Below are 14,653 nucleotides of genomic sequence, written 5' to 3' on the forward strand. Positions count from 1 at the left end.
CTGAAAAGGGCGTTCTATTTGTGTGTCTTCTTACAGTGTTTCAAAGAAATTCATACCAGTGTTCCATTGCCTTCCTCCTACATGCTCGATTTAGAGGCTGCCCTGACGTAAAAAGGGCAAATTCAAACTTGACAACCACTTGCTTTTTGTGTAAACTTAATAGACGCTAAACAAAGTATGAAAATAAAACCCGTACGAAATATTGTCCGGACGCGGTTTTTGGAGCAAAACAAAAGAATGTGTGATGATTCAGGATGATTCTTTCACGACTCTTTTGTATTTTTTTTGGTCAAAAACAGGGTAAACGCCTTGTTTTTAAACGTTTGTTAACAATTGTAACGCAATTGTAATATAAGAAGCGGATGATCAAATACAGCAATTGCTTTTGATTATGACGGCTAGTGATTATTTATGAGGGGTGAAGAGGTTGGCAGGCCAAGATGTGAAATACGGCAAGCACCGTACACGTAGAAGTTACTCACGAATTAAAGAAGTATTGGAATTACCGAACCTAATCGAAATTCAGACAAACTCTTATGACTGGTTTCTTGAAGAAGGATTGAGAGACATGTTCAAGGACATTTCTCCTATCGAAGACTTTTCAGGTAATCTGTCACTTGAATTTACAGACTATCAGCTGCAGGAACCTAAATATTCAGTAGATGAAGCGAGACAGCATGATTCTAACTATTCAGCTCCACTGTACGTCAAACTGCGCCTGATCAATAAAGAAACAGGCGAAGTAAAAGAGCAGGAAGTATTCTTCGGAGACTTCCCACTGATGACCCAACAGGGAACATTCATCATCAACGGAGCGGAACGTGTTATCGTTTCTCAGCTAGTCCGTTCACCTGGCGTTTATTTCAGCCCTAAAGTTGAAAAGAACGGCATGGAAGGATTCGGATCTACTGTCATTCCTAACCGTGGCGCATGGCTGGAGTATGAAACGGATTCTAAAGGCTTGTCCAATGTCCGTATCGACCGTACCCGTAAAATCCCTCTAAGTGTACTTGTTCGTGCACTGGGATTCGGATCGGATGATGAAATTCTGGATATTTTCGGCTCGAACGAAAGTCTGGTAGCTACTCTAGAAAAAGATATTCACAAAAACACTTCGGATTCCCGAGTGGAAGAAGCACTGAAAGATGTTTACGAACGTCTGCGTCCAGGAGAGCCTAAAACGGCTGACTCTTCAAGAAGTCTCCTGACTACACGCTTCTTCGACCCTAAGCGTTATGACCTGGCTCGTGTCGGACGCTATAAAATGAACAAGAAACTGGATCTTAAAATCCGCCTGATGGGTCTGACATTGGCTGAATCACTGGTTGACAGTGAAACAGGCGAACTGCTGGCTAAAGAAGGTACACTGATCAACCGTGAAGTCATGGACCAGCTCGGACCACATCTGGATAACGGACTGAACGCAGTGACGCTTTATCCATCCGATGAAGGTGTCGTGCCTGAACCGATCGATCTTCAGATCGTTAAAGTCTACTCTCCGAATGACAATGACCGTGTTGTCAATGTCATCGGAAATGCGAATCCTGACCGTGAAGTGAAATACATTCTTCCGGCGGACATGATCGCATCCATGAGTTACTTCTTCAACTTACAGGAAGGCATCGGCGAAACAGACGATATCGACCACTTAGGAAACAGACGTATCCGTTCAGTTGGGGAACTGCTTCAGAATCAGTTCCGTATCGGTCTGTCTCGTATGGAACGTGTGGTTCGTGAGCGTATGTCCATTCAGGACACATCTACGACAACACCACAGCAATTGGTCAACATTCGTCCAGTTGTTGCGTCCATCAAAGAGTTCTTCGGTTCTTCACAGCTGTCTCAGTTCATGGATCAGACGAACCCGCTTGGCGAGCTGACACACAAAAGACGCCTGTCTGCGTTAGGACCTGGTGGACTGACGCGTGACCGTGCCGGATATGAAGTCCGAGACGTTCACTACTCCCACTATGGACGTATGTGCCCGATCGAAACACCTGAGGGACCAAACATCGGGCTGATCAACAGCTTGTCCACATACGCTAAGATCAACGAGTTCGGATTTATCGAAACACCTTACCGTCGAGTGGATAAAGAAACTGGACGCGTAACTGGTGAAATCGACTATTTGACTGCAGACGAAGAGGATCTTTATGTTGTTGCTCAGGCCAATGCGCCGCTTAACGACGACGGATCATTCGTCAACGATCTGGTTCTGGCTCGTACGAAGAACAACAACGAAGAACTGGAAGCCTCTCTTGTCGACTATATGGACGTATCACCTAAGCAGGTTGTGTCTGTTGCGACAGCAAGTATTCCATTCCTTGAAAACGATGACTCCAACCGTGCCCTGATGGGTGCGAACATGCAGCGTCAGGCCGTGCCTCTGATCGATCCGGAAGCACCGCTTGTTGGAACAGGAATCGAGCACACAGCAGCGCGTGACTCTGGAGCAGCAGTCATTGCAAGACATTCAGGTACTGTTGAATACGTTGATGCGAAACAGATTCGTGTCAGACGTGAAGATGGTGCACTGGATAGTTACTATGTAGCTAAATTTAAACGTTCCAATGCGGGAACATCCTACAACCAGCGTTCACTGGTACGTCATGGTGAACAGGTTGACAAAGGAGATATTCTTGCGGACGGACCTTCTATGGAAAATGGTGAAATGGCGCTGGGACGCAATCCGCTTATTGCCTTCACGACATTCGACGGCTATAACTTTGAAGATGCGGTCATCATGAGTGAGCGCCTGGTCAAAGATGACATCTATACATCGATCCATATTGAAGAATATGAATCTGAAGCCCGCGATACGAAACTAGGCCCTGAAGAAATCACCCGTGAACTGCCTAACGTTGGCGACGACGCACTGAAAAATCTTGATGATCGTGGAATCATCAGAATTGGTGCAGAAGTCCATGATGGAGACATCCTTGTAGGTAAAGTCACACCAAAAGGGGTATCTGAGTTATCTGCGGAAGAAAAACTATTACATGCGATCTTTGGAGAAAAAGCACGTGAAGTAAGAGATACATCACTAAGAGTGCCTCACGGTGGTGGAGGGATCGTTCACGACGTGAAGATCTTTACTCGTGAAGCTGGAGACGAACTATCTCCTGGCGTCAACTATCTTGTTCGTGTCTTTATCGTTCAGAAACGTAAAATCAACGTCGGAGATAAAATGGCCGGTCGTCACGGAAACAAGGGTGTTGTATCCCTTATTCTTCCAGAAGAAGACATGCCGTTCATGCCGGACGGTACACCTGTCGATATCATGCTTAACCCGCTTGGGGTACCATCACGTATGAATATCGGTCAGGTCATCGAACTGCACATGGGAATGGCCGCACGCAAGATGGGCATTCACATTGCAACGCCGGTATTTGATGGAGCCAATGAAAATGAAGTCTGGGAAACGATCAAAGAAGCCGGTATGGATGACGATGCCAAAACGGTACTGATCGATGGACGTACAGGGGAGCCGTTCGACAACAAGGTCTCTGTCGGAGTCATGTACTTCGTCAAACTGGCCCACATGGTCGACGACAAACTGCACGCCCGTTCAACTGGACCATACTCTCTAGTTACGCAGCAGCCGCTTGGTGGTAAAGCCCAGTTCGGTGGACAGCGTTTCGGAGAGATGGAGGTATGGGCACTGGAAGCATACGGTGCGGCTTATACCCTTCAGGAAATCCTGACATACAAATCAGATGATGTTGTCGGACGTGTGAAAACGTACGAAGCCATCGTCAAAGGTGAAACCATTCCAAAACCTGGTGTACCGGAATCATTCCGAGTACTTGTCAAAGAGCTTCAGTCATTGGGACTGGATCTTAAAGTACTGGACATCAACGAAGAAGCCATCGATCTTCAGGATTCAGATGAAGACGATGAATTCGGAAATGTCGATTCACTTGAAAAGATGAAAAAAGAACAGGACGAAAAGCGTGCTGAAGAAGCAAGACTGAAAGAACAGGAAGAAGCCCTTGCTGAGTCACAAGAGCAGGAGCAGGAGTAAGTCAGAAACACATTAAAAGATAGAAGTGAGAGGACAGAAGATTATACAGCATTCTTTCCTCTCCTTCATCTTTTCGCATGTAAGAGGAGCACTAGGGCAGCTCTATAATCTACTAAAGGGAGGTAGCCCCTTTGATCGATGTAAATAAATTTGAAAGTATACAAATAGGTCTGGCTTCACCGGACAAGATCCGCAGCTGGTCTTACGGAGAAGTTAAGAAACCTGAAACAATCAATTACCGCACACTGAAACCTGAAAAAGACGGACTGTTCTGTGAAAGAATATTTGGACCGTCAAAAGATTATGAATGTTCATGCGGGAAATACAAACGTGTCCATTATAAAGGGATCGTCTGTGACCGTTGTGGCGTAGAAGTCACTAAATCTAAAGTTCGCCGTGAACGTATGGGTCACCTTGAACTGGCAGCACCTGTAACACACATCTGGTACTTTAAAGGTATCCCGAGTCGTATGGGACTTGTACTGGATATGTCGCCACGTGCGCTTGAAGAAATCATTTATTTCGCTTCATATGTTGTCACTGATGCTGGTGACACACCACTTGAGAAGAAACAGCTGATGACTGAACGCGAATACCGCGAACGCCGTGCACAGTACGGAAACAGTTTCCAGGCTGAAATCGGTGCGGAAGCGATCAAGACATTATTGAACGACGTAAATCTTGTGGAAGAAGTCGAAGAGCTGAAAGAACTGCTTCAGACGGCTACAGGACAAAAACGTACTCGTGCGATCCGTCGTCTGGATATTCTGGAAGCTTTCAGAAATTCAGGAAACGATCCGGCATGGATGGTCATGAACGTTGTACCAGTCATTCCACCTGAACTGCGTCCGATGGTTCAGCTTGAAGGTGGACGTTTTGCAACAAGTGACTTGAACGACTTGTACCGTCGTGTCATCAACCGTAACAACCGTCTGAAACGCCTTCTGGACCTGAATGCTCCGCATATCATCGTTCAGAATGAGAAACGTATGCTTCAGGAAGCTGTCGATGCACTAGTTGACAACGGCCGTCGCGGACGTGCAGTGACTGGACCGGGTAACCGTCCACTTAAATCTCTTTCTCATATGCTGAAAGGGAAACAGGGACGTTTCCGTCAGAACTTGCTGGGTAAACGTGTCGACTATTCTGGTCGTTCCGTTATCGTTGTTGGACCAAGTCTTAAAATGTACCAGTGTGGTCTGCCTAAAGAAATGGCAATTGAGCTGTTCAAGCCTTTTGTTATGAGAGAGCTGGTCGCAAGAGAAATTGCAAACAACATCAAGAATGCGAAACGTAAAGTTGAACGCATGGACGAAGAAGTCTGGGCTGTACTTGAAGATGTCATCAGAGAACACCCTGTTCTTCTTAACCGGGCGCCTACGCTTCACCGTCTGGGTATCCAGGCTTTCGAACCTGTACTTGTTGAAGGAAAAGCAATCCGTCTTCACCCATTAGTGTGTGAAGCATACAATGCCGACTTCGATGGAGACCAGATGGCTGTTCACGTTCCATTAAGTGACGAAGCTCAGGCTGAAGCCCGTATTCTGATGCTTGGTGCTCAGAACATCCTGAACCCTAAAGATGGGAAACCCGTTGTAACACCTTCACAGGATATGGTACTGGGTAACTACTACCTGACTATGGAAGATGCGGGTAAAATTGGAGAAGGCATGATCTTCTCAAGTCAGTCTGAAGCAATTCAAGCATACCAGACCGGCTATGTTCACCTTCACTCAAGAGTAGCGGTTCATGCATCCGCGCTGCCTGAAAAGCCGTTTACTGAATGGCAGAAGGACAAGTACCTTGTTACAACGGTCGGAAAACTGATTTTCAATGAAATCATGCCGAAAGAGTTCCCGTACTTGAATGAACCTTCTCAGGACAACCTGGAGAAACAGACTCCGGATAAATACTTTGTCCCTTATGGAACGGACATCAGAGAGCACATCAAGAATGCTGAACTCGTGTCACCGTTCAAGAAGAAAAACTTAAGTAACGTCATTGCTGAAGTCTTCAAACGATTCCAGGTCACTGAAACATCAAAAATGCTGGATAAAATGAAGAACCTTGGCTACAAACACTCAACTAAATCAGGAATCACTGTCGGAATCGCCGACATTTCTCACCTGGAAGAAAAAGGTGAGATCCTGGATCAGGCACACAAACAGGTGGACCGCATCAACGCGTCTCACCGTCGTGGTCTGATAACTGAAGAAGAGCGCTATACTGCAGTCATCGATGTCTGGACGAAAACAAAAGATACCATCCAGGAACACTTGATGCGCTCATTGGATAACCACAATAACATCTTCATGATGAGTGATTCCGGTGCCCGTGGTAACATCTCCAACTTTACCCAGCTTGCTGGAATGCGTGGACTGATGGCGGCTCCGAGTGGTCGTATCATGGAACTGCCGATCACATCAAACTTCCGTGAAGGGCTGTCCGTTCTCGAGATGTTCATCTCTACACACGGTGCCCGTAAAGGAATGACCGATACGGCGCTTAAGACAGCTGACTCCGGTTACCTGACTCGTCGTCTGGTAGATGTAGCTCAAGACGTCATTATCCGTGAAGAAGACTGTGGCACGAAACGTGGATTGGACGCTGAAACACTGAAAGACGGCAACGAAGAAATCGAGCCGCTTGAAGAACGTATCATCGGACGTTATGCACGTAAGACAGTGAGACATCCGGAAACAGATGCCGTACTCGTTAAAGAAAATGACCTGATCACTGAAGATATCGCTAAAGTAATCATCGAATCAGGAATTGAAAAAGTAACAATCCGTTCCGTCTTTACATGTAACACTAATCATGGGGTATGTAAGAAATGTTACGGACGTAACCTGGCAACTGGCCGTGAAGTCGAAGTAGGAGAAGCAGTTGGTACAATTGCTGCTCAATCTATCGGTGAACCGGGTACTCAGCTGACCATGCGTACGTTCCACACAGGTGGGGTTGCCGGAGACGATATCACTCAGGGTCTCCCTCGTGTTCAGGAAATCTTTGAAGCAAGAAACCCTAAAGGTCTTGCAACAATCACTGAAGTAACTGGGGAAGTCGTGTCTATAGAAGAAAACCCTAGCGAAAGAACTAAAGAAGTGACGGTTAAGGGTGCAACAGATACCCGCAGCTACACTCTGGCAATCAATGCCCGACTCCGAGTGAAAGTCGGCAGCTTTATCGAACGTGGGGATGCATTGAGTGAAGGATCAATCGAACCTAAACAGCTCCTTGCAGTAAGTAACGTCATTAAGCTTCAGAACTACATGCTTAAAGAAGTACAGTACGCTTACCGCAGTCAAGGGGTTGAAATCGGTGATAAGCACATCGAGGTAATGGTCAGACAGATGCTTCAGAAAGTTAGAGTGATGGATCCAGGTGATACGAGCATCCTGCCAGGTAGCCTGGTAGATGTTGCAGACTTCAAGGAAGCCAACAGATCGACCTTATTATCTGGTGGACTTCCAGCAACAGCACGCCCAGTTCTTCTGGGTATCACCAAAGCGTCACTTGAAACAAACAGTTTCTTATCTGCTGCATCATTCCAGGAAACAACTCGTGTCCTGACCGATGCTGCGATAAGAGGTAAGAACGATAAACTGATTGGTCTGAAGGAAAATGTCATCATTGGTAAATCTATTCCAGCCGGAACAGGTATGAAGGTGTACAACGACATGAAACCTAAAGAAGTAGGCGTCGTCAGCGAAAATGTCTATAGCATTAATGAAGACGTTCAACCTGCAGATCAGACTACAACAGAGTAATTAAACTGGAAGGAAGTCGGGGCAGCTTCGGGCTGCTCTGATATACCTTTTGGGTAAATAAATTAATTTCCAACAGGTTATTGACATAACCGTCCCTGCGTGGTACTATGCTAGAGGTGCTTTTGTGTTCCGATTCTTGTGCTGGAGTGATCTGGCCTGATTGAGTTAACAGTCGTGCTGACTGGTACGCAAGAGACAAAAACAAGCCATATATCAAGAAGGTTTCTGGCAATGGAAGGCCGTCGCATTAAGCGATTATTCTTTTTTGCCCAAAAAGGAACCGCCTGGATGTGTGGACCTAGAAAAGCAAGTATTACACAGTAAAAATGGAAGGAGGAAACACAATATGCCTACAATGAATCAACTGATCCGTAAGCCTCGTAAATCTAAAACAAGTAAATCAGAGTCACCTGCGTTGAATAGAGGGTACAACACTCAGAAGCGCAAACAGACGACAGTATACTCTCCACAAAAACGTGGTGTTTGTACTCGTGTGGGAACAATGACTCCTAAAAAACCTAACTCAGCTTTACGTAAATATGCTCGTGTACGTCTATCTAACATGATCGAAGTAACAGCATACATCCCAGGTGAAGGTCACAACCTTCAGGAACACAGCGTGGTACTTATCCGTGGAGGTCGAGTAAAAGACTTACCGGGTGTACGTTATCACATCGTTCGTGGAGCGCTTGATACGGCCGGAGTAACAGACCGTAAACAAGGTCGTTCTAAATACGGAACTAAGCGTCCTAAATAAGTAAAATAAAAGTGGAGTGAAGCGTTAAGTTCAGCCTGACATCCACCTGGAAAATTATAGCGAGCAAGTCGAAGACTGCACAGCGAATTTTCAAGGTGAATGGCACGGGGAGCTGCTGAACGAAACTGGATAAGTAAAAGTGGAGTGAGGCGTTAAGCTCAGCCTGACATCCACCTAGAAAATAGCAATAGATGAAGGTCGCATAAGCCTTGCTTATCGACATAACTAATCTGTAAACGGCTAAAGCCGAAACAGCTTCGTCAAGCAAGTCGAAGACTGCACAGCGAATTTTCAAGGTGAATGGCACGGAGAGCTGCTGAACGAAACTGGATAAATAAAAGTGGAGTGAGGCGTTAAGCTCAGCTTCATAAAATAACTCGAAATTAATATTCCCGAAAGGAGGAATTTGAATGCCTCGTAAAGGTCCTGTAGCAAAACGTGATGTATTACCAGATCCAATGTACAACTCTAAACTGGTTTCCCGTCTGATCAACCGTTTGATGGTTGACGGTAAGCGTGGAAAAGCATCAACGATTTTGTATGATGCATTTGATCAGATTAAAGAAACAACAGGAAATGATCCTATGGAAGTGTATGAACAAGCACTGAAAAATATCATGCCTGTATTAGAAGTTAAAGCTCGTCGTGTAGGAGGGTCTAACTACCAGGTTCCTGTAGAAGTACGTCCTGATCGTCGTACGACTCTGGCACTTCGCTGGTTAGTAAACTATGCTCGTCTACGTGGAGAAAACACCATGGAAGACAGACTGGCTAAAGAAATCATGGATGCAGCAAACAACACTGGTGCTGCTGTCCGTAAACGTGAAGAAACTCACCGTATGGCAGAAGCGAACAAAGCGTTTGCTCACTACCGCTGGTAAGATAATCAGAGCAGTCTTCGATCGCATGGAGTCGATTCGTGCGACGGAAAAACTCTGTATCTTCATTGACAGTTATCCGAGGATCATGTCAGAATGATCCAAATTTACTAAAGAGAGGTGTAATGATTAGTGGCCAAAAGAGAATTTCCTCTAAAGAGAACCCGTAATATCGGAATCATGGCGCACATCGATGCTGGTAAAACAACCACGACTGAGCGTATCCTTTATTACACTGGCCGAATCCACAAGATTGGTGAAACGCACGAAGGTGCTTCACAGATGGACTGGATGGAGCAGGAGCAGGAGCGTGGAATCACAATCACTTCCGCTGCAACAACTGCTCAGTGGAACAACCACCGTGTACACATCATCGACACTCCTGGACACGTGGACTTTACCGTTGAGGTAGAACGTTCACTACGTGTACTTGATGGAGCGGTTGCTGTACTGGATGCACAATCAGGTGTTGAACCACAAACAGAAACAGTATGGCGTCAGGCAACTACTTACGGCGTACCTCGTGTTGTTTTTGTAAACAAAATGGACAAACTGGGAGCTGACTTCCTGCACGCGAATGAAACCCTTCATGACCGTCTACAGGCTAACGCTCACCCAATCCAACTACCGATTGGTGCTGAAGATGACTTCAAAGGTATCATCGACCTAGTTAAAATGAAAGCATTCATGTACGGTAACGACCTTGGAACTGAAATAACTGAAGAAGATATTCCAGCTGACATGGTTGAACTGGCTGAAGAATGGCGTACTAAACTAGTTGAAGCTGTTGCTGATCTAGATGAAGAGATGATGATGCGTTACCTTGAAGGAGAAGAAATCTCTGAAGAGCAATTAAAAGAAGGTATTCGTAAAGCAACTCTAAGCGTTGAATTCTATCCAGTACTAGTTGGGTCTGCTTTCAAAAACAAAGGGGTTCAGTTACTTCTGGACGCTGTAGTAGATTACCTGCCTTCACCACTTGATGTACGTGCCATTGTTGGTCACAAACAAGGAGATGAGACTGCAGAAGTCAAAGTAGAAGCTGGCGATGATCAGCCGTTTTCTGCATTGGCATTTAAAGTTATGACTGACCCATATGTTGGTCGTCTGACTTTCTTCCGTGTCTACTCAGGTACTCTTGAATCTGGATCTTATATCCTGAATGCGACGAAAGATTCTCGTGAACGTGTGGGACGTATCCTTCAAATGCACGCGAACTCTCGTGAAGAGATTTCAGAAGTATTCTCTGGAGATATCGCTGCTGCTGTTGGTCTTAAAGATACAACAACTGGTGACACACTGTGTGACCTTGAGAATCCGGTAATCCTTGAATCAATGGAATTCCCTGAACCAGTTATCCAGGTTGCTATTGAACCTAAAACAAAAGCTGACCAGGATAAAATGGGTCTTGCACTACAGAAACTAGCTGAAGAAGATCCAACTTTCCGTGCTGAAACTGATCACGAAACAGGCGAAACGATTATTTCCGGTATGGGTGAACTTCACCTGGACGTTATCGTTGACCGTATGAAGCGTGAATTCAAAGTTGAAGCTAACGTTGGAGCACCTCAGGTTTCTTACCGTGAAACATTCACTAAACAAGTACAAGCAGAAGGTAAATTTGTTCGTCAGTCTGGTGGTAAAGGACAATTCGGTCACGTATGGATCGAGTTCACACCAAACGAAGAAGGCGCAGGTTTCGAATTTGAAGATGCTATCGTTGGTGGAGTTGTTCCACGTGAATACATTCCTGCAGTTAAAGCTGGTCTTGAAGCGTCACTGGAAAACGGTGTTCTTGCTGGATACCCTCTAGTTGACGTTAAAGCTAAACTTTACGATGGATCTTACCACGATGTCGACTCAAACGAGACTGCATTTAAAGTTGCTGCATCACTGGCACTTAAAAATGCTGCTCAAAAAGCAGGCGCAGTTATTCTTGAGCCAATGATGGCTGTTGAAATCACTGTACCTGAAGAATACATGGGAGACATAATGGGTCACATTTCTGCTCGTCGCGGAAATATCGAAGGATCTGAACAGCGTGGAAACGCAACTGTTGTTAAAGGACAGATACCGCTAGCTGAGATGTTCGGATACGCAACAACGCTACGTTCTGCTACTCAAGGACGTGGAACATTCACAATGCAGTTCGATCACTACGAACAAGTGCCTAAGAGCATTGCGGAAGAAATCATCAAGAAAAACGGTGGAGAAGCTTAATCAGCTCTTTCTGAGGCAGACGCTGCTGCGCCTAGTCGTAACTTGACTGGACAGCAGGTCTGATCTGCCAAATCGATTGATTTTATACCGGCCTACCGGTATAATAAACTAGAGTAAATAGGAATAGAAAATACTATTTTCTATTTAAAAAAAAGAAGATAATCCTAAGGAGGAAATGTTTAAAATGGCTAAAGAAAAATTTGACCGTTCCAAGCAGCATATGAATATTGGAACAATCGGACACGTTGACCACGGTAAAACAACTCTAACAGCTGCAATCACTACAGTACTATCTAAAAAAGGTTATGCAGAAGCTCAAGCATACGATTCAATTGATGGTGCTGCAGAAGAAAAAGAACGTGGAATCACAATCTCTACTTCACACGTTGAGTACGAAACTGATACACGTCACTATGCACACGTTGACTGCCCAGGACACGCGGACTACGTTAAGAACATGATCACTGGTGCTGCTCAAATGGACGGAGCTATCTTGGTAGTTTCTGCTGCTGACGGACCAATGCCTCAAACTCGTGAGCACATCCTGCTTTCACGTCAGGTTGGTGTTCCTTACATCGTTGTATTCCTGAACAAAGTTGACATGGTCGACGATGAAGAATTACTAGAATTAGTTGAAATGGAAGTTCGTGACCTATTAAGCGAATACGACTTCCCAGGCGACGACATTCCTGTAGTTGCTGGTTCTGCACTTAAAGCTCTTGAAGGCGATGCAGAATACGAAGAAAAAATCCTTGAACTTATGGACGCTGTAGATAACTACATCCCTGCTCCAGAACGTGACTCTGCTAAACCATTCATGATGCCAGTTGAGGACGTATTCTCAATCACTGGTCGTGGTACAGTTGCAACTGGTCGTGTTGAAACTGGTGAAGTTCGCGTCGGTGACGAAGTTGAAGTTGTCGGAATTAAAGACACTGCTAAAACAACTGTTACAGGTGTTGAAATGTTCCGTAAATTACTAGACTACGCTGAAGCTGGAGACAACATCGGTGCGTTACTACGTGGTATGTCACGTGACGATGTCGAGCGTGGACAAGTTTTAGCTAAGCCTGGTTCAATTACTCCGCATACTAAATTTGATGCAGAAGTATATGTTCTTTCAAAAGAAGAGGGTGGACGTCACACTCCATTCTTCACTAACTACCGCCCACAGTTCTTCTTCCGTACAACAGACGTAACTGGTGTTGTTGAACTTCCAGAAGGAACTGAAATGGTTATGCCTGGCGATAACACTAACATGAGCGTTTCTCTAATCGCTCCAATCGCTGTTGAAGATAGTACTAAATTCACTATCCGTGAAGGTGGACGTACTGTTGGAGCTGGCGTAGTAACTAAAATTGTTGAATAATATTTTTCAATGAGCTAGTTCAAGAGAGCTTAGAAGATTTTTCTTCTAAGCTCTCTTTTTTTGCCTTTAAATACTATATTGCGGAAATAGTTAAAGAAGTTCAGGTTTTAAGGCAAGCTCGGGTGGTCGAAATGAGAAACATGATGAGCTCCGGAGCAATTCAGTTAGAACCGGAACTCAAATGTGAAATGGATCTGAGTTAAGGAGCAATCGAGATAGAACCGGAACTCAAATGGAAAATGGATTTGAGTTAAGGAGCAATCGAGATAGAACCGGAACTCAAATGGAAAATGGATTTGAGTTAAGGAGCAAATGAGATAGAACCGGAACTCAAATGGGAAATGGACCTGAGTTCCGGAGCAATTGGGATAGAACCAGAACTCAAACGGAAAATGGATCTGAGTTAAGGAGCAATCGAGATAGAACCGGAACTCAAACGGAAAATGGATCTGAGTTCCGGAGCAAATGAGATAGTACCGGAACTCAAATGGAAAATGGATCTGAGTTCCGGAGCAAATGAGATAGAACCGGAACTCAAACGGGAAAAGCATCTGAGCTAAGGAGAAATCGAGCCAGGACAGACACTCGGGAAGAAATAGCCGGTGGACAATGCTGGAACCGAGGCAGTACCATGCATTATGTAAAAGAAAAAGCCGAGATCATCGGCTTTTATCATCATGAATGTTTATATGGGATGTTTTCGCCCAGCGAAAACAGTCTTCTTAAATTAAAGAAAATACCGACCGTACTGACCACATTTTCAGGTCAGTACAGTCGGTCCAGTTTTTATTCTGAATTGTTAATTCATCGAAAAGAATATTACAATTCCAGCGGCTTACTGAATGAGTTTTCCACTTAAAGGGTGTGGTTCCCTTGGGTGACGCTTCAGGTCCGGAAGATCTTCAAGCAAATCAATCATACCGTTAACTGTCTCTTTCTGCTCAGGAGTCCAGCTAGAATCGGATCGCTCTGGGCCGTAGAAGAGGCTGTCAGTCAGTGCAGTGAAGTCAGCGACGGTATGAGATTTCTTAGGAATGAACGGGGTCCACTGGTTGAGGTAGCGGCCGACCGTCTGCCCGAGCTCCCATTTTAATTTGAAGCGGAACAGGTTAAGAACGCCTGAGCAGGAACGTTCCACAGTGATCCATTCTTGTTTCACTATCGTTTTAAAGAGACTAGCCGATATCTTCCAACTGAATATCACCAATAAAGTACTGGCCAGAACAAAGAATATACCAGAGAGATGCGGAGGGACTGAAAAAAATGATTAGAAATCAGTTTCTTCAATATAAGACTCAAGTCTGGTGAGGGGAATCTAAGTTAAACGTTGCGGAGATTTTCTAAAAGTGCCAAGCCTCTCTAAAATCCTAACCCCTCCAGAAGTACCGAAGATCACTCTATACTAAATAAGAAGTGAAAGAAATAAAAGAAGAACATTAGCTTGAAGCAGCATGCAGCTCAAATGTGGCAGAATAGTGAAACCTGATGAAAAAGGCTGAAATGCCGAGTGAAAAAGGGTGCAGGGAGTGGCAGGAACCCTTATAATACAAGAAGTGTTGTTTAATACAGGACATACAGGAAAAAACTGGCAATTAATCAATAAAAAGCCTAAAAACACTTGATTCTAGTCCGTGT

General features: G+C 44.9%; 7 protein-coding genes. 6 read left to right on the top strand and 1 reads right to left on the bottom strand.

The features are described 5' to 3' along the window. Positions 1 to 418 precede the first annotated feature (418 nt). The 6 genes from rpoB to tuf all read left to right on the top strand — a co-directional run bounded on the left by rpoB (position 419) and on the right by tuf (position 13,018). Entirely contained in the window at positions 419 to 4,024 is a 3,606-nt protein-coding gene (rpoB, locus tag ACYQ2O_RS01940; RefSeq protein WP_346025010.1) for a DNA-directed RNA polymerase subunit beta, read from the top strand. Positions 4,025 to 4,155: 131 nt separating this feature from the next. Beyond that, positions 4,156 to 7,794 (top strand): DNA-directed RNA polymerase subunit beta', encoded by a 3,639-nt coding sequence (rpoC, locus tag ACYQ2O_RS01945; protein WP_346025011.1) that lies wholly within the window; start codon positions 4,156 to 4,158, stop codon positions 7,792 to 7,794. A gap of 346 nt (positions 7,795 to 8,140) precedes the next feature. Next, positions 8,141 to 8,551 carry a 30S ribosomal protein S12 gene (rpsL, locus tag ACYQ2O_RS01950; protein WP_034299852.1) on the top strand — a complete coding sequence of 137 codons (411 nt, stop codon included), beginning with the start codon at positions 8,141 to 8,143 and terminating at the stop codon, positions 8,549 to 8,551. Positions 8,552 to 8,961: 410 nt separating this feature from the next. Further along, on the top strand, positions 8,962 to 9,432 hold the full coding sequence (gene rpsG / locus ACYQ2O_RS01955) for a 30S ribosomal protein S7 (RefSeq protein WP_091265310.1): 471 nt from the start codon (positions 8,962 to 8,964) through the stop codon (positions 9,430 to 9,432). Positions 9,433 to 9,561: 129 nt separating this feature from the next. Then, complete coding sequence (gene fusA / locus ACYQ2O_RS01960) at positions 9,562 to 11,649, top strand: elongation factor G (RefSeq protein ID WP_346025013.1); 2,088 nt, start codon at positions 9,562 to 9,564, stop codon at positions 11,647 to 11,649. Positions 11,650 to 11,833: 184 nt separating this feature from the next. Continuing rightward, complete coding sequence (gene tuf / locus ACYQ2O_RS01965; protein WP_346025014.1) at positions 11,834 to 13,018, top strand: elongation factor Tu; 1,185 nt, start codon at positions 11,834 to 11,836, stop codon at positions 13,016 to 13,018. 835 nt (positions 13,019 to 13,853) lie between these two features. On the opposite strand, the gene ACYQ2O_RS01970 is transcribed toward tuf, so the two are convergent. Continuing rightward, positions 13,854 to 14,156: a hypothetical protein gene (locus tag ACYQ2O_RS01970; RefSeq protein WP_459769373.1), complete on the bottom strand. Its 303-nt coding sequence runs from the start codon at positions 14,154 to 14,156 to the stop codon at positions 13,854 to 13,856. Positions 14,157 to 14,653: the final 497 nt, after the last annotated feature.

Source organism: Alkalibacterium sp. m-11 (assembly GCF_054658155.1).